Source organism: Butyrivibrio sp. DSM 10294 (genome assembly GCF_028539135.1).
Lineage (GTDB): Bacteria > Bacillota > Clostridia > Lachnospirales > Lachnospiraceae > Butyrivibrio.
The window spans coordinates 77,443-90,574 of the sequence record NZ_JANSWL010000042.1 but is presented as its reverse complement, the minus strand read 5'-3'; the positions used below and the strand labels follow the sequence as shown (position 1 = coordinate 90,574).

The 13,132-nt window shown below is 41.0% G+C and carries 22 protein-coding genes and 1 pseudogene; all 23 read right to left on the bottom strand.

Annotation, left to right across the window (positions count from 1 at the left end; translation table 11 throughout):
- Positions 1–328: 328 nt before the first annotated feature.
- Complete coding sequence (locus NXH67_RS03620) at positions 329–895, bottom strand: HD domain-containing protein (RefSeq protein ID WP_026668811.1); 567 nt, start codon at positions 893–895, stop codon at positions 329–331.
- 40 nt (positions 896–935) lie between these two features.
- Positions 936–1,508, bottom strand: a complete 573-nt coding sequence (locus NXH67_RS03615) for a DUF1349 domain-containing protein (protein ID WP_272796427.1) — start codon at positions 1,506–1,508, stop codon at positions 936–938.
- Between the two features lie 68 nt (positions 1,509–1,576).
- Positions 1,577–2,062 (bottom strand): hypothetical protein, encoded by a 486-nt coding sequence (locus tag NXH67_RS03610; protein WP_272796426.1) that lies wholly within the window; start codon positions 2,060–2,062, stop codon positions 1,577–1,579.
- Between the two features lie 14 nt (positions 2,063–2,076).
- On the bottom strand, positions 2,077–2,268 hold the full coding sequence (locus tag NXH67_RS03605) for a hypothetical protein (RefSeq protein WP_272796425.1): 192 nt from the start codon (positions 2,266–2,268) through the stop codon (positions 2,077–2,079).
- The gene (locus NXH67_RS03600; RefSeq protein WP_026654007.1) at positions 2,256–2,861 is read right to left on the bottom strand and encodes an HD domain-containing protein; all 606 of its coding nucleotides are present in this window, start codon (positions 2,859–2,861) and stop codon (positions 2,256–2,258) included. The genes NXH67_RS03605 and NXH67_RS03600 overlap by 13 nt, the downstream gene beginning before the upstream one ends.
- 11 nt (positions 2,862–2,872) lie before the next feature.
- Complete coding sequence (locus NXH67_RS03595; RefSeq protein ID WP_272796423.1) at positions 2,873–3,520, bottom strand: metallophosphoesterase family protein; 648 nt, start codon at positions 3,518–3,520, stop codon at positions 2,873–2,875.
- A gap of 3 nt (positions 3,521–3,523) precedes the next feature.
- The gene (locus NXH67_RS03590) at positions 3,524–3,994 is read right to left on the bottom strand and encodes a hypothetical protein (protein WP_272796421.1); all 471 of its coding nucleotides are present in this window, start codon (positions 3,992–3,994) and stop codon (positions 3,524–3,526) included.
- A gap of 17 nt (positions 3,995–4,011) precedes the next feature.
- Positions 4,012–4,479, bottom strand: coding sequence for an HIT family protein (locus NXH67_RS03585; protein ID WP_026517273.1), 468 nt, complete (start codon positions 4,477–4,479; stop codon positions 4,012–4,014).
- A gap of 17 nt (positions 4,480–4,496) precedes the next feature.
- Positions 4,497–5,480, bottom strand: a complete 984-nt coding sequence (locus NXH67_RS03580; RefSeq protein WP_272796420.1) for a GNAT family N-acetyltransferase — start codon at positions 5,478–5,480, stop codon at positions 4,497–4,499.
- Positions 5,477–5,707, bottom strand: coding sequence for a hypothetical protein (locus tag NXH67_RS03575; protein WP_272796419.1), 231 nt, complete (start codon positions 5,705–5,707; stop codon positions 5,477–5,479). The genes NXH67_RS03580 and NXH67_RS03575 overlap by 4 nt, the downstream gene beginning before the upstream one ends.
- Complete coding sequence (locus tag NXH67_RS03570; RefSeq protein WP_272796418.1) at positions 5,700–6,233, bottom strand: hypothetical protein; 534 nt, start codon at positions 6,231–6,233, stop codon at positions 5,700–5,702. Before NXH67_RS03570 ends, NXH67_RS03575 begins: the two co-directional genes overlap by 8 nt.
- Before the next feature lie 12 nt (positions 6,234–6,245).
- On the bottom strand, positions 6,246–6,422 hold the full coding sequence (locus tag NXH67_RS03565) for a hypothetical protein (RefSeq protein WP_022779452.1): 177 nt from the start codon (positions 6,420–6,422) through the stop codon (positions 6,246–6,248).
- A 196-nt stretch (positions 6,423–6,618) separates the two neighbouring features.
- Positions 6,619–6,909 carry a hypothetical protein gene (locus tag NXH67_RS03560; RefSeq protein ID WP_272796417.1) on the bottom strand — a complete coding sequence of 97 codons (291 nt, stop codon included), beginning with the start codon at positions 6,907–6,909 and terminating at the stop codon, positions 6,619–6,621.
- The gene (locus NXH67_RS03555) at positions 6,851–7,264 is read right to left on the bottom strand and encodes a GNAT family N-acetyltransferase (protein WP_242830372.1); all 414 of its coding nucleotides are present in this window, start codon (positions 7,262–7,264) and stop codon (positions 6,851–6,853) included. The genes NXH67_RS03560 and NXH67_RS03555 overlap by 59 nt, the downstream gene beginning before the upstream one ends.
- 149 nt (positions 7,265–7,413) lie before the next feature.
- The gene (locus NXH67_RS03550; protein WP_026668807.1) at positions 7,414–7,896 is read right to left on the bottom strand and encodes a flavodoxin family protein; all 483 of its coding nucleotides are present in this window, start codon (positions 7,894–7,896) and stop codon (positions 7,414–7,416) included.
- A complete protein-coding gene (locus tag NXH67_RS03545; protein WP_022775675.1) occupies positions 7,893–8,429 on the bottom strand; it encodes a PadR family transcriptional regulator in 537 nt (178 codons plus the stop codon). The genes NXH67_RS03550 and NXH67_RS03545 overlap by 4 nt, the downstream gene beginning before the upstream one ends.
- Positions 8,429–9,160, bottom strand: a complete 732-nt coding sequence (locus NXH67_RS03540; RefSeq protein ID WP_022779447.1) for a 4Fe-4S binding protein — start codon at positions 9,158–9,160, stop codon at positions 8,429–8,431. Before NXH67_RS03540 ends, NXH67_RS03545 begins: the two co-directional genes overlap by 1 nt.
- A gap of 192 nt (positions 9,161–9,352) precedes the next feature.
- A complete protein-coding gene (locus NXH67_RS03535) occupies positions 9,353–10,078 on the bottom strand; it encodes a flavodoxin (RefSeq protein ID WP_272796415.1) in 726 nt (241 codons plus the stop codon).
- 5 nt (positions 10,079–10,083) lie between these two features.
- Positions 10,084–10,422 (bottom strand): annotated as a pseudogene (locus NXH67_RS03530) (carboxymuconolactone decarboxylase family protein); the annotation flags it as partial.
- Between the two features lies 1 nt (position 10,423).
- The gene (locus tag NXH67_RS03525; protein WP_272796413.1) at positions 10,424–11,479 is read right to left on the bottom strand and encodes an aldo/keto reductase; all 1,056 of its coding nucleotides are present in this window, start codon (positions 11,477–11,479) and stop codon (positions 10,424–10,426) included.
- Between the two features lie 18 nt (positions 11,480–11,497).
- Positions 11,498–11,662, bottom strand: coding sequence for a hypothetical protein (locus NXH67_RS03520; protein ID WP_272796412.1), 165 nt, complete (start codon positions 11,660–11,662; stop codon positions 11,498–11,500).
- A 62-nt stretch (positions 11,663–11,724) separates the two neighbouring features.
- Complete coding sequence (locus tag NXH67_RS03515) at positions 11,725–12,267, bottom strand: flavin reductase family protein (protein WP_272796411.1); 543 nt, start codon at positions 12,265–12,267, stop codon at positions 11,725–11,727.
- 47 nt (positions 12,268–12,314) lie between these two features.
- Complete coding sequence (locus NXH67_RS03510; RefSeq protein ID WP_022762071.1) at positions 12,315–12,932, bottom strand: TetR family transcriptional regulator; 618 nt, start codon at positions 12,930–12,932, stop codon at positions 12,315–12,317.
- Positions 12,933–13,132 lie beyond the last annotated feature (200 nt).

The following is a 13,132-nucleotide window of genomic DNA, read 5'->3' as shown; positions in this document are numbered from 1 at the left end:
CTTGAGAAAGATGAAAAAGCATACGAAAGAGAATGATAATGAAGCTTTCATATGCACAAGAATGCAAAATGGTATAGATATTAGGGATTATGCTCATCTAAAGGCATATTAAGAACCTCTATTTGATTACTTTCGTATGTCTTGAGCACAAGCAGGGCTTGCCCTTTACGGGTTCTGGTGGAAACGCTACAATGATGTTACGCGACGGTGTGCCATTTAGCTGTTCCCATCATCTTCACCGTCGGCAAAACCTGACATGCGTTTCCAGCAGGTTCCGTCGAGGGTGGCGTCCCTTGTCCACAACATAGATGGTTGGTTATCCTGCAAGTTACTGCTTCTCAGCTTCTATCTTTTTTAGGGTATCATCCAAAATCTCTTTTCTCAGTTCAGTAAGCCAATCTGAGAATGCAACAGTATCAAATGCATATGTTTTATTTAGCTCATACTCGTTTTCTGACCATGTATCTATAGGAGATTCATTGTGCTGTATAAGAGCTTCAAGTTTATCAAGAGATTTGTATAGCTTTGCTTCCTTAGTTTCCTGCGCATCCATCTCTTTGTATAACTCAGAGATTTCTTTAGATAATTCCTCCGGCAAAGATTGCACCCATTGGTTGAGGAGCGAATCCTCAACTTCTCTGTCATCATCTGTTTTGATAAAGGTTGGAATATCTCCGGTAAAGCATTCCCCCAAATCATGGATGAGACACATGTCTACAACTTTATCTATATCCAGCTCCGGAAACTCATGCCTCAAAAGAAATGCCATCAGAGAAATACGCCAACTATGTTCAGCAACGCTCTCTGTTCTGCGCTTCGTAGTCGTACAATGACGAGGTGTATCTTTTAATCTCTCAGCAACGTGTAAAATATCCAGGTATTCTCTAGCGTTCATACATATCCTCCCACCAAAAATTTGTACACTATTCCGCAAGTTATTCGTTACCATTACGGATATTCTTCAAAGATATTCTTTTTAATTCTATATCTCTGAAATAACGATCCCCACCCTCGCCTAGCGGAGACTGAGCTACTAGTCCAACCTTTATTGTTTCTCCCATTGGCAAGTTAGCCAATCGAGCCATTCTATACTCTTTACCGTCGATGGAGTAATGAATTCCAAATACATTTCCTCTTCTGGCAAGTTGTAGCCACACTTCATTTCCTTCAATATCGACAGAGTTTGCATCATCTGATCGTCCGTTTGTCATAACAGAAACCACAGAATGAGTGCCGTAATCTGTATATTCGAAACACGCTTTTGCCCACAAACGCTCATTATCATATGCTAATAGCACACAAGCGTCATAGGTAGCCACAAAGTCATGTGAAACTCTGGCTTTAAGAACAAAATCCCCCGTAACATCCTCATAAAAGAATGGAGCATTATCTACAGATTCATTGCTGTATGGATCCACAAAGAGATTACTGTTCGGCGTAGCAACAGCTTTTATTCCATCTTCTATAGTCTCATAATTACTGTCTAATATAGTCTTATTAATCTCCATAACTGGTCTTCTTCTCTGTCTCTTTAAATTTTGATTCGTTATTCTAAGATATACTGCAAGTTAAAGTTTCACCCTACAAGTTGCATAACCCATGCCAGGATTGCCGCCACTATCGGAAATCCAATCAAAGTCCCAATCCATTTACCCGCCAATGTTTTCCCGTGAATATAAGGCATGAACTCCTCTGTTCCCGGTATGATCCACGCCCTGGTATGCCCTACCCACCACCAGTCAATAAAGATCCGGTCAAATAGACCTGCAATCAGATAAATACCAGCGAGCTGAATAAATCCATCTAGAAAACCACTTACACCATTATAGAAAAAAACAGTTAAAGGGATTGCAGTCAGCATGGGAAGAAACAATGCCAAGCTCGTAATAATACTTACATGCTTTATCTTTTCTTTTGTAATAAGGCCAAGTTCAACCACCTTATCCTGAACTTCCTGTTCATAAAAAACTACAAGTCCAACAGGACCATCTTTAGCAATACCAACTACGCAGATCAGTAACAGCCAAAAGCTCAAAATCAATCCTTCAAAAACAACCAGCATAATTAACATCCTTTCTAGTAGATACCCTGCATAGGCCAAGCATCACCTACATTAAGTCCGTTATCAGAAAGCCATGCATCTTCTACGGAAACAAGCTTTGTTTGTCCCTCCTCATTTTCAAGTGTTACTGAAACCTTCGGCCTTTCTCCGGGTGCGAGCTCCTCGCAGCCAAAGTCTCCATCAAAAATCTGCTTTATCTTCCACATGAGTATTCCTCAAATTCTTCGTTTATCAGATCTTCGCTTGCTGCCATAGCCTGAAGAGTCATGGTAAGCAGCTTATCAAGTTCCCAGCCAAGCTGCTGCGCGCCTCGCTCAATTACTTCTCTGGAGCAGCCTGCGGCAAAGCCCTTGCTCTTGTACTTTTTCTTGAGAGACTTAAGTTCCATATCCTTGGTGCTCTTGGACGGTCTCATGAGCGCCGCTGCCCAGATAAGTCCGGTAAGCTCATCTGCTGCAAAAAGAACTTTCTCCATTTCGTGAATGGGTTCCACATCTATAGTTGTCCCGCATCCAACAGTTATTCCATAGCCATGCGAGCATACAGAGTGAATAATGTCGTCACTGACACCACCTTCTCTTAGGAGTTCAGGAGCCTTCAGGCAGTGCTCTTCTGGATACAGTTCAAAGTCTATATCATGCAAAAGACCTACAATCCCCCAGTACTCCGCTTCATCAGAGTATCCCAGTTCATTTGCATACCACTTCATAACAGCCTCAACTGTCAATGAATGCTGGATATGAAATGGATCCTTGTTATATTTCTTTAAAAGTTCAAATGCCTCATCCCTAGTGATCATACAGTTCCTCCTCAGCTTATCCTCTGTAGTATCCCGGCAACATCCACTCCCGGATGCGTCAGGTACATTCTGCAAATACTCTCTGCAAGCTCTTCTGATATCTTTAGCTTCTTGGCAATTTCTTTATGCGTTTTTCCTTTATCTGTCATGTCCATTGTCTTGGAAATAATCCTATCTATATCCTTTGGAAGCCTTGAATCCTGACCTGAGTTATCTATGACTCTTTTTCTAAACTCAAACTCTCCGGGGCCTGATATCTCAAGAAGGGCAAAAGACACTTCCTGCTCCGGTTTCCTTTTTCCACAGCAACCAGGATTAAACCAGACCTGCCCATCTTTCTCAACCAGGCTGTATTTATGGCTGTGTCCATATATGATAATTGATATCCCCGTCAGATCATCGTGAATTTTACCCTTGTTGTGAATAACATAGATCTTGTTGCCAAGAAATTCTAAAATTGCTATCTCTTGGAGATATTCAGCCCACTCTTTATCCGCATTTCCTCTCACAACTGTAACGGGAGCAATCTCCTCAAGCCGATCAATGACTGCTTTATTATCTATGTCTCCGGCATGAATGATATGATCAACACCTTTAAAAGCATCAAACACTTCCTGCCTTAATAGTCCATGTGTATCTGAAAGGATTCCTATTCGCATGCTTCAATCCACCTTACTATCGCTCTTGTTTCCTTTTTTTACTATTAGTAAAATCCCTGATATTGCCAAAACAAGTCCTCCTACAACCGCAGTAATAATGGTGCCTGCGCCATATTTTCCAGCTAGGAATATTGAAGTCGGTCCATCAGCACCACCTATGATTGTATAAGAATGCGGTGTACTCGTGTAGAGAGTAATAGCCATCCAGAGCACTCCTACAATAGCTGCTAAAACTCCGAGAATTATTCTCCCTGCTCTTTTATGAATAGCGAGCTTAATTAGTAGGCACAAGATCATAAAAGCCACAAAAGCTACTGCATTTGGAATTGCAGAATAGTAATACCAAGGAGCTGAATTGATCTCATACACCTTAGGATGATTTATGAAGTCCCTGTACGCAACATAAAGACTCTCTACAAAGATTCCTGCGCCAAATACCATTATCATGCTTATCAACGTGTTAAACTTCTTCATGAATCCTCCACAAATTATTACCCCAGCAGTTTATCCAGCTCACAAAGAAGTTTTGTTTTCATCTCTTCTAGTTCTTCACTGCTGGGTCTATTAGTGTCAGCGTACATTTTTTCACTTGGATAGCACCAGACAGGTCCCTTGCCTTGGTTTCCATAGTTATCTATGTCGCCAGCCCTTCTTGGAAACAAATGCCAATGAATATGTGCACCACCTTCACCATTTCCCAGACACTCATAATTCATCTTTTCAGCTCCGAAAGCATTTTTCACAGCTTCAGCAACAAGTGTCATTTCATATAAGTGCTTTGCTCTTGTTTCCTTGTCCAGATCAAACAATTCAACAACATGGTCTTTATACAAAAATAATGTATATCCCTTAAAATGCTGGAAATCCCCAATTACCACATATCCAGTTTCCAGTTCTTTTACAAGAAATGGATTGTCCCCTGCTTTTGTTTCTTTAATTCTTTCACATACTCCGCACATACACACGCCTCCATAATCTACAGTTCTTTTTTCATATAACCACATGTAAATGGAAAGAAATCAAATTTCTTTGTCCCCACATGAACAGCTCCGTTATCCTCATACCACTTACGAAGCCGCGTATTCTCTTCTACTATTCCGATATTCATCAATCTACAGCCTTTGCTTCGGGCGATTTTAAAAGAATGCTCCAATAGCTCTTTCCCTATTCCCTTATGTCTGTACTCTGGTAATACAGCAAGATTGTTCAACTCGCACTCATTGTTATCCTGAAGGAGTAACGAGTAATATCCGCACAGTACACCGTCTACCTCAAACACATACATCGGTCTATGCTCGCCATCCATGTGCCAGTATAGTCTCTCATCGGTAGTTGCAAATGCAGTAAACCTCGGAGCATTTTCCTCTGTAAAACCATATTCATCAGCAACAGTCTTAAAACTCTTTTTAATAATATTTGCACATAAAGAGATTTCTTCCCGCTTAACCTCTCTGATCATTCCATTAAGCATCTTGAACATATTGCATCTTCCCCAGGATTCATCTTTATAAGAAAATGCATTTTCTGTAACACTCCACTCAGTAAATCCAGCCTTCTGATAGCACTTCTTTGCTCTGATGTTTTCGGAAAAGACATTTAGATGAAGTGCTTTCGCTCCTGTTTCTTCAAAAGCATATTGCGATGCCAGCTCAAGCATTTCCTTTGCAACACCTTTTCCACGCAGCAATGAATTGACCACAATAAACTTCAGCATGCCTTCTTTAGTCTCATCATTTAATGAATAGCAAAAGAAACCCACATTATTGCCGTCATCAAGGCTTGCAATAAACGGAGTATCTCCCCACTTCGAGTGCATATCCTCAAGAACCGCTTCAAAGTTTTCTTTCTCAAGAGGATATTCAAAGCGGCCTGCACACCACATAGCGTGTGTCCTTTCATCATCTATCCAGCTTTTAATATTGTCGAAATCCTTAGAATGTAAATATTCCCTTAGCTTCATATTCCCACCAAAACTCCGCTGTAAAATTGTTCCTGAAATGCAATCTGTGCATATATCTCGTCTCTACTTGGAATCTTGATATCACTCCTCACAGTTCCATTTTCATCGCAAGGAATAACTATCCATTTAGTTTCGTCATCATCAGCAAGCTTCCCCTGTTCACCGCGAATGCAGGTCTTTCCGATTAGTTTCCTGTCTATCGTGTATACATCCCACAACTCACTCATTAACTTTCTCCATCAAATCTTTTTTCCAAATATGAACCTCTATATAGCGTTCCGGACCATGGGCACCATCATCATTCCAATTCTGCGGCAAACCATACTTATCGATAATCTTAAGGATTTCATCATAAGTGTATACTTGCCCGCGATATTCCTTACCGTCTTGAACTGCAAATGTCGGCATTGAATCACCATACGTAAAAGAAACATATCGAAGGTCTATCTCTGAAGCAGGAATCTTAATAAAATCCGGCTGCTCATACCATGAATAAAGCCACGGACTATGCTCAACAACAAAATAGTACGGACTATCTATCTCTATGAGTCCTCCTTTAGCTAAAAATGCTTCTTTCAGCTTTGCCTCACATTTCTTTCTCTTATCAACATATGAGTCATCTCTTTTGGCACACATCGAATCAGGTCTCTCAAGACGGATTTGATCCAGCAAGGCCTTTGATTCCTCATCAGGTAATAACGTTATACGCTTGCATGGGCCTGTGCGTTTATCATAGTAATGATACAGATACATGATTTACTTCCTTTAGTCACAATTGTATTCTGGCCTTTTATATAAATACTGATCATCCGGAACAATGCTTTTATCCCATACTTCAGCAATTTCATGAAGCCTATGAAAAAAAGGTTTTTCTTCACTTACCAAAGTTGAGCCAACATCAAAAAAGAGCCACTCAATATTATTAATTTCATCTTCCAGCATCCTCCGGTCTGGCATTTCTAAGTATTATTGTTCTTCCAAGCTTATCCTTAATAGATATTTCCCCAAATACCATTTTTCCCTCCGCCAACGATGACATAGTTCTAATATATCAGAAAAAAGAGCCATCTTACAGCAATTATTCTGTCAAATGGCTCAATCACATCAATTTGTAGATTAATAGTTCGCTCCTCCAAAATCATCTCCGTAACCCCCATAGTCCATATGGATCGCGCTTTAATTCTTTTTCATATAAAGAAACTACTGACCATATATCAAAAAACATCACCTTACAAGGACCGATAAACGCTTCTTTTATAAGTTTTTTTTCATAGGCCATATCCTGTATCTTGTACCATGCCTTCACCGGCGGGTGTCCGGCTTCTATCATCCACTTATCTGGCGGATAGATTTTACAAATTTCTTGAAATTCATTTGCCCTGCTCCTTATAAACAATAAACCTGGGTCCCTCTTCTCCAATTTCTCCATTAGCTACAAATCCACATTTCATCAGCACTCTTTGCGACGCCGCATTGTCAGGATCTGTCTCTGCCTCAACAGCCACTATTTCCGGATGTTCAAATGCCCATTTTATTGCCAGGCTCACAGCCTCTGTTGCATAGCCATGTCCCTGAAACTCATCTAAAATTCCGTATCCGATTTCAGGATTTTTCTCCTCAAGCCCCTTGAAACACAGATCTCCGATATGTGTTCCATCTGTCTTTTCAATCATCCACATGGCATACCAGTCCCACTGATCCGGATGCGTAAGGCACCCCTCCAGCATTTCACCATATGCCTTCTTAAGCTCATCATCCTTTTCCGCCTGGATTATTCTTTCCATCTGCTCTCTACTAGCGGGATATATCTTTATTCTTTCTGTTTTTATCATCATTCTCCTCTTTATTTCTCCTGATTTCATATTATCTTAAAACCAAAAACAGACCTACCTTTATACGGATATAGGTCTGTTTTACACTACTTAAAATTCTGCTATAGCATCTGACAAAACTCGCTGAGTCTATGCGTATTATCTTCTGAAGGTTTATCTTTCGGATCAATGAAAATCGCAGTCGCGGCAAAGCTGGTGATTCCAATGCAGTCCTTTAGCTTAGAAAAAGCTCTCTCTGCCCCGGAACCGCTTTGGCAGGCAAATGCAGCTATAGTCTTATTTTTCAAGTTCTCGTTATTCTCCAAAATAAACGTCCGAAGCGGAGGCGTGAACGTTCCTGCCCAAACAGGAAACCCAAAAATAATCTCATCATAAGCTGACACGTCCAGATCGTATGCCTCAAGCTCGGGCTTTTCTGCCATAACAGCACTCTTCCCACCCCAGAAAAACTTTGAGAATCCACTGGTCGAATACGCTTTCTTTGGAACAAGTTTTAATTTATCTGCTGGAAGTACCTTTGCCAGTTCATCTGCTATATACTCTGTGTTACCTTCTAATGAGAAATAAATTATAATCCTTTTCATGCCAGAACCTTTCTTGCTTTGTTGCACCATTTCAAATATGCCTCATAGGTTTCTATTCCAAACAGTATCGTAAGATAGAAATAAACATGATCTTCTTCATCAAGTGCTTTTTCAATATTAGCCTTATATACCTGTAATACCTTAAGGTCAGCCTTTATCTGTTCTTCAAAGACTTCTATATTCCTAAGTGCTGTCTCTTTACTTTCAACCCCTCCGAAAAACAGTTTCATCAAAGTCTCATATTTAAGATCGTTGCTTGCCTTCTCGTCTCTTACCCATGCTCTGAGTATCTCTTTTCCCTGACCGGTAATGCTGTAAATGATCTTCTCCCGGCCGCCACTGTCATTACCCTTAAGACGCCTTACGCTGCCCTGTTTTTCCAGTTCCGCAAGAGCGGGATAAATGCTACCAAAGCTTCCCTTCCAGAAGAACCTTATACTTCCGTCGATCTGTTTTTTTATATCATATCCGGTCAGATCATCATGGGATAACAAGCCCAGAATCACCATGTCTATCTTTCTGTCTTTGGCCATTATTTCCACCTCCAACAGTATTTTAGAACTTTTTTCGGACATTCATCAACACAAGCTCCGCACAATATGCACTCGGTGCACTTTGAATTGCTGCCTTCCTTTGCCATATGTGCGACGTCAAGCCCCATTGGACAAGCCCTTGAACACCTGTTACATGAAATACAGTCCGCTGCAGATGCTTCAACATGAAGCTGGGGGACATGAAGAAAACGACCTATGCTGCTCCCGATCACCATAAATGGCGCCATCCAGCAAAGATAATGGCATGTTGCTCTCCTTCCATGTATCAGTGACGGAAGAACCAATATCAGAAGTACTCCGTAATAGACAATATAGTTATGTATTTCTGTCACTGAAATACCGTGATCTGTCATGAAAAACGGATCTATGGTTACATGGTTTTTCCCGAGGATGAAAGTCACAACTATAGCGGAGATCCACAGTATCCAGATAACGTATTTAATCTTATTCCTCCAGCCCTGCTTCGCGGACTTATCATTGCATCTTGCTACACATTCCTGTAGCCCTCCTGCCGGACAGAGATATCCGCAAAAGGCACGTCCAAAGAACACCGAAAAAATAAGCAAGCTCATAAAGACTATAAAGCTTCCGTTCATGATATGTTCTGATGCTGCCATGATTATCAGGTATGGTGAAAAGTACCACGCTGTTATTGGAAACAGCAGGAATGACATGAAAATAATCGTTCTTCTTATTGTCTGACGCTTCATTGAACACTCCTTCGCATATATCAATTAGATATATCATTTTGATATATATTATACTTCAGAATACTTCATGTCAACAGATGTTTTTTCAAATCAGACATAATAAGAGGACGGTCATACAGACATCCACTATTCTTTTTAACATGATATTTTGTTTTCTCTGCATGTTCTCGTCCTCACTTCCTCACTCTTTCTTTACTGCATGCCATCTATCCAGGATCTGATCTCATCCTCAGATGCTCCTGCGCCAAAACGCTTTCCATCAATCCATGTACCACTTCCTGCATTATCTGCAAGATTCTGACCACTTCTTCCTATTCCACTGCTGCTTGAGGTGCAGAAAGGTATCATTGTAATGCCATCAAAGCTGTAGCTCTCCACAAATGTATCCATGATGCGCGGCTCTTCTCCCCACCAGATAGGGTATCCAATATAGATTGTTGTATATCCATCAAGAGATATCGCATCACTTCCAATCTCAGGTCTTGCCGCTGAATCATTCTGTTCCTTAGTTGAGCGGCTGTTTGAATCGTTCCAGTTTAGATCTGCATCTGTATATTCCTGTGCAGCCTTTATCTCATAGGTATCTGCATCTGTGATTCCTGCAATCTTTTCCGCAACACCCTTTGTGGTTCCGGTTGCTGAGAAATATACTACAAGAACACCACTGTTTTCCTTGGAGCTACCAGTCTCTTCCGAAGAAGTATCATCCGCACTTTCATCATTTGTGTTTGAAGCAGCTTCACTTGTCACGACCTGCTGTGCTTCCTCTTCAGTATTATTCGCAGTTTCTGTTTCCTGTGAACTCTCAGCCTGTATAGTCTGAGCTGTATCACTCGCTGCCTGACCCTCGTTATTCCCACATGCCGTAAGACCAACAGCTAACAAAACAGCTGCAAGTACTGCCATCTTTTTCTTCATTTTGCGTCAGCCTCCGTCGTTTCATTCCATACTTCCTTTGCAAGACGAAATACCGCCCATCCTTTAGGCCATCCTACATACATGGTAGCATGGGTTATGATTGCAGCTATCTCTTCTTTGCTTACACCATGCGCCTTTGCATTCTGAAGGTGATACGAAAGCGATGAGTCTGTGATGCCTGAAGCCATAAGCGAAACCACTGTAATAATACATTTGGTCTTCACATCAATGGCTTCTTCATTCCATACCTCACCAAATAATACGTCATCATTTAAATGTGCGAACATTGGTGCAAATTCTCCAAGCTGCTCTCTTCCTGCGGTTTGTACGATTTTTTCTGCCATCTTATTTCTCGCCTCCTAATATTTTCTGTGTACCTGTAGTCCAAACATGTTTCTTTGATGCATCAGTTCTTTTATTCTGTGCCATGACTCCTGCAAGCGGATGAGGCACATATGGCTCTTCAAGGTAAGTAAGCTCTTCGTCAGTCAGTTCCAAATCCACCGCTTTTGCAGCCCCTTCTATATGATGCAGCTTAGTCGCTCCAACTACCGGCGATGTCACTTTGGTAAGAAGCCATGCCAGTGATACTTCCGTCATGGTAACACCGTGTTTCTCAGCAAGCTCTGCTACACGACCTATGATCACAGCATCTTGCTCCGCTGTAGCATCATACTTAAACTTTGCATATGCATCCTCAGCAGCTCTCTTGGTATCTCCCTCACCGGGCTTTCTGGATAGTCTTCCACTTGCCAGCGCACTGTACGGAGTGAGTGCGATATTCTCTTCTTCACAATAAGGCACCATCTCACGCTCTTCTTCACGGAAGATCAGATTATAATGCCCCTGGATTGAAACAAACTTAGCAAATCCTTCTTTTTCTGCCAGAGCATTAGCCTTTGCAATCTGCCATGCGAAGCAGTTTGAAATGCCGATGTACCTTGCCTTGCCTGCTTTTACGATACGGTTCAAGCCATCCATGATATCGTAGATATCTGTATTCCAATCCCACATGTGATAGATATACAGATCCACATAGTCCATTCCAAGATTCTGAAGGCTAGTGTTTATCATATTTTCTATATGCTGCTGACCGGTAATTCCCTTTTCTATCTCTTCCGGTGTTCTCGGAAGAAATTTGGTAGCAACAACCACATCCTTGCGCTTTGCAAAATCTCTAAGTGCACGTCCTACGTACTGCTCACTGGTTCCGCTCTGGTATGCTATCGCCGTATCATAGAAATTAACTCCAAGATCAAGACCTCTCTTTATAATTTCTCTGGAATGTTCCTCATCAATCGTCCAGCTATGCTGTCCTTTTTGGGCATCACCAAATCCCATACAGCCCATACAGATACGGGATACATTCAAATCAGAATTTCCAAGTTTTGTATATTTCATTGCCTGACTCCTTTCCGTTTACAGTACTTCATCAAGCCACTTTTTAATGATGGCTTCATCCGGGCGATTGATCTGTGTACCCTTTTCCCACTTCACATCACCCTTTACATTCTTATGAAGTTCTTCATCACTTCTTCCCACACCGCTTGCTGAAAAAACAGCCACTAAAGTTTTTCCTGTCATTTTTGTCCTTTCTTCTTATATAAAACAAGCCTCTGACCTTTGTAGGCCAGAGACTTGAAAAATCAGTTCATCTTTCCACAGTTTCCGACCTTTTCTCCGGTAACGAAATACTCATAGGTCGGGAATTCAAACAATACCGGCTTAAAGGTATGATAGTTGATTTTGCCCTGCTCGTTTAAAACTGCTTCATCAGCATAGGTGGCAAGGATCTTGCAGATAAAGTGGTCGAAGTTTTCAAGTTCATAGTTACCATCAACCTCACACTCGATAGAAACCTTGGCTTCATCAATAATAGGTGCTCCGTTTTCGCCCATTGTCCATGCAAAAGCCTCAGACTTATCCTCTTTGTTTCCGCTGATTGTTCCCATCTTATCCGCTTTTGAAAGCCATGATTCATCTACCACATTTACGGAAAGCTTTTTATTCTCACGGATTCCCTTATTGATATAGTGTGCCTGTACCAACGATACCATCAGATGACTGTGTGCCACAGTTCCCGCATGTGCAACAAGAGTCCATGTAGGTTTATCATTTACCATTGCCCCAACAACGATCACAGGGCATGGATATAACGCAAGTGTTGCTCCAATATTGTTCTTTGCCATATTAGTTTTCCTCCTTGAAATTAGTGTTTTTATTAGTCTGCCTCGCTTTATAAAAGCTTTAGCAGACAGTTATTTGTTATTTCAAAAATGGACTGATATACATAGTCCACATTTGCCTGTTTCATGGCTTCCCTCTGTTTATCCGTTACTGCGGTATAAGGATAAATACCAAACATAAAAGGGAAGAATACATATATAAAATCCTGAATCTCCTGCACCGATTTCTCCGGACAGAACTTTGTGATTATCCTGCATACATTCTTCATGGACTCGCCATAAGCTACCTTAAAAGATGTAAGAAGTTCAGGTCTGCTGTTTTCCTCCATATCATAGTTATTCATGGAGAGAAGTTTTAGCAGTTGCTGCCTGTTTGCTATGGATGATGCAAGCTTGTTTGCAAGCTGCTCCTTGGAAAGCTTCTCATTTTCCTGAAGAATAGATTGTAATTCTTCATTCCAGCGAATGTACTCTCTCTCAAAAAGGGCCAAAAATATTTCCTCTTTTGTCTGGTAGTAGTTATATATTGTCGGTCTTGAGAAGGATGTTTCATTCCCGATCTCTTTAAGAGTGATATCTTTAAAGCTCATGGTCTGATACAGCTTCTCGCAGGCACTTATGATTTCTTCTTTTCTTGCTGCGGTTCTTTCCGGTGATCCTTTTGGCATATATCTGTCTCCTGATTTTTTATTCTGACTTCGTGTCAATATGAATTGTATCAGCATTCTGACACAGTGTCAAGTTATTGTTTTGTAAAAAAATAGCGGCTACAAGATTTCTCTCATAACCACTGTATTTGGGGTTCCATCTCCAATATCAGATTTTACTTTACTATCCGTTGTCGTTTTATCTTCCGATTCCTCCAAGA

Coding starts and splice junctions, on each gene's coding strand:
- NXH67_RS03605 (WP_272796425.1), bottom strand. CDS start 2,268: ATGTGGAAGATAAAGCAGATTTTTGATGGAGACTTTGGCTGCGAGGAG.
- NXH67_RS03560 (WP_272796417.1), bottom strand. CDS start 6,909: ATGGAGAAATTGGAGAAGAGGGACCCAGGTTTATTGTTTATAAGGAGC.
- NXH67_RS03515 (WP_272796411.1), bottom strand. CDS start 12,267: ATGGCAAAGAACAATATTGGAGCAACACTTGCGTTATATCCATGCCCT.
- NXH67_RS03510 (WP_022762071.1), bottom strand. CDS start 12,932: ATGCCAAAAGGATCACCGGAAAGAACCGCAGCAAGAAAAGAAGAAATC.
- NXH67_RS03565 (WP_022779452.1), bottom strand. CDS start 6,422: ATGCTGGAAGATGAAATTAATAATATTGAGTGGCTCTTTTTTGATGTT.
- NXH67_RS03555 (WP_242830372.1), bottom strand. CDS start 7,264: ATGGAAAGAATAATCCAGGCGGAAAAGGATGATGAGCTTAAGAAGGCA.
- NXH67_RS03580 (WP_272796420.1), bottom strand. CDS start 5,480: ATGAAGCTAAGGGAATATTTACATTCTAAGGATTTCGACAATATTAAA.
- NXH67_RS03590 (WP_272796421.1), bottom strand. CDS start 3,994: ATGAAGAAGTTTAACACGTTGATAAGCATGATAATGGTATTTGGCGCA.
- NXH67_RS03570 (WP_272796418.1), bottom strand. CDS start 6,233: ATGTATCTGTATCATTACTATGATAAACGCACAGGCCCATGCAAGCGT.
- NXH67_RS03600 (WP_026654007.1), bottom strand. CDS start 2,861: ATGATCACTAGGGATGAGGCATTTGAACTTTTAAAGAAATATAACAAG.
- NXH67_RS03585 (WP_026517273.1), bottom strand. CDS start 4,479: ATGTGCGGAGTATGTGAAAGAATTAAAGAAACAAAAGCAGGGGACAAT.
- NXH67_RS03575 (WP_272796419.1), bottom strand. CDS start 5,707: ATGAGTGAGTTGTGGGATGTATACACGATAGACAGGAAACTAATCGGA.
- NXH67_RS03620 (WP_026668811.1), bottom strand. CDS start 895: ATGAACGCTAGAGAATACCTGGATATTTTACACGTTGCTGAGAGATTA.
- NXH67_RS03545 (WP_022775675.1), bottom strand. CDS start 8,429: ATGGCCAAAGACAGAAAGATAGACATGGTGATTCTGGGCTTGTTATCC.
- NXH67_RS03525 (WP_272796413.1), bottom strand. CDS start 11,479: ATGAAATATACAAAACTTGGAAATTCTGATTTGAATGTATCCCGTATC.
- NXH67_RS03595 (WP_272796423.1), bottom strand. CDS start 3,520: ATGCGAATAGGAATCCTTTCAGATACACATGGACTATTAAGGCAGGAA.
- NXH67_RS03550 (WP_026668807.1), bottom strand. CDS start 7,896: ATGAAAAGGATTATAATTTATTTCTCATTAGAAGGTAACACAGAGTAT.
- NXH67_RS03520 (WP_272796412.1), bottom strand. CDS start 11,662: ATGACAGGAAAAACTTTAGTGGCTGTTTTTTCAGCAAGCGGTGTGGGA.
- NXH67_RS03540 (WP_022779447.1), bottom strand. CDS start 9,160: ATGAAGCGTCAGACAATAAGAAGAACGATTATTTTCATGTCATTCCTG.
- NXH67_RS03535 (WP_272796415.1), bottom strand. CDS start 10,078: ATGAAGAAAAAGATGGCAGTACTTGCAGCTGTTTTGTTAGCTGTTGGT.
- NXH67_RS03610 (WP_272796426.1), bottom strand. CDS start 2,062: ATGCTGGTTGTTTTTGAAGGATTGATTTTGAGCTTTTGGCTGTTACTG.
- NXH67_RS03615 (WP_272796427.1), bottom strand. CDS start 1,508: ATGGAGATTAATAAGACTATATTAGACAGTAATTATGAGACTATAGAA.